This is a genomic window from Synechococcus sp. H60.3 (genome assembly GCF_047462295.1).
Taxonomy (GTDB): Bacteria; Cyanobacteriota; Cyanobacteriia; order Thermostichales; family Thermostichaceae; genus Thermostichus.
On sequence record NZ_JANSIY010000206.1, the window covers coordinates 1 to 1,203 of the forward strand.

The following is a 1,203-nucleotide window of genomic DNA, read 5'->3' on the forward strand; positions in this document are numbered from 1 at the left end:
TAAAGCCTTTCGTGTGCCCGGCAGTGTGGAATTTCCCTCTCCCGATGCAGAGCAAAACACCAACGATCTGCTGCTGGATCTCAGTTGGCTGTGGACTCAGGCAACAGGATCCCTGCAGGCAAGAGTCTTTTTTGACGATCTCAACTACCGTTTCAGTGCTCCGCAAAGCCAGGGATCCCGCGACGTCATCCTGCGCAATGGCTGGGGATCCCAGCTGCAGTATGCTTGGCAAGCCGGCGAAAACCTAGAGGGAGCTTTGGGGGTAGATTATCGCTCCATCTCAGCTCGCAATACAACTTTTTCCTTTGCCAACGGTTCTGCCAATATCAACTACGACGATACGGTTAACCAGGGCGCCCTGTTTGCCCGCCTGGATTACAGCCCGGATCCCAACTTCCACCTTGATCTGGGCATGCGCCAGGACTTCAGCAGTTTGGCCAATAGCTCGGCCACCTCGCCGGCTGTGGGGATCCGCTGGACAGTGGCGGAAGGCACCACCTTGAGAGCCAACTACGCCAGCAGCTTTCGCACCCCCTTGATCTCGGAATTATTCTTTCGGCTGCGAGGCTTTTTTGAAGTGGATGGCAACCCCAATCTCCGCCCAGAGCGAGGGGAGAGCTTTGACGTTGGCTTGGATCAGAGCCTGGGAGATTTTGGCCTGCTGCGGCTAACGTTTGCCCACAACCGCATCCGCGATGGCATCACCTTTGTCAGCCTGGGGCCGCGCCAGGGAACCTATGAGAATATTGGGCTGGTCGAATACACCGGCCTGGAAGCGGCTTTGGATTTGCGTTTGGGGGAAAACTGGACGCTTTTTGCCAACTACACCCTCAATGATCCCATCATCCGCGCTGCACTTAACCCGGCCACAGTTGGCAAACAGCTAGCCTTTGTGGGAGCCGATAGCTTCAACCTAGGCCTAACCTATCGCTATGAGCAGGGCGGGTACGGCTCGATCTTGGTCCATCACATTGGGAGCTTTTTTACCAACAACTCCAATACGGAATCCCTGCCAGGCTATACCACCGTGGCTTTGCGGGGAGGGATCCCGTTGACTGAGGCCCTGAGCCTAGAGTTGGGGATCGACAACCTGCTGGATGAGCAGTATGAAGTTTTCCCCGGCTATCCCGGCGTTGGCCGCACGCTGAGGGTGAGCTTGCGGGGGCAATTTTAGCATCCTCTCGGGCTGTTTTTGGCTAACTA

At 56.2% G+C, this 1,203-nt stretch carries 1 protein-coding gene; it reads left to right on the forward strand.

What is annotated here, in order from left to right:
• Window positions 1-1,174 (forward strand): TonB-dependent receptor (locus NW841_RS12795; protein WP_414386768.1); only part of this gene is annotated, 1,174 nt, incomplete at its 5' end.
• Window positions 1,175-1,203 lie beyond the last annotated feature (29 nt).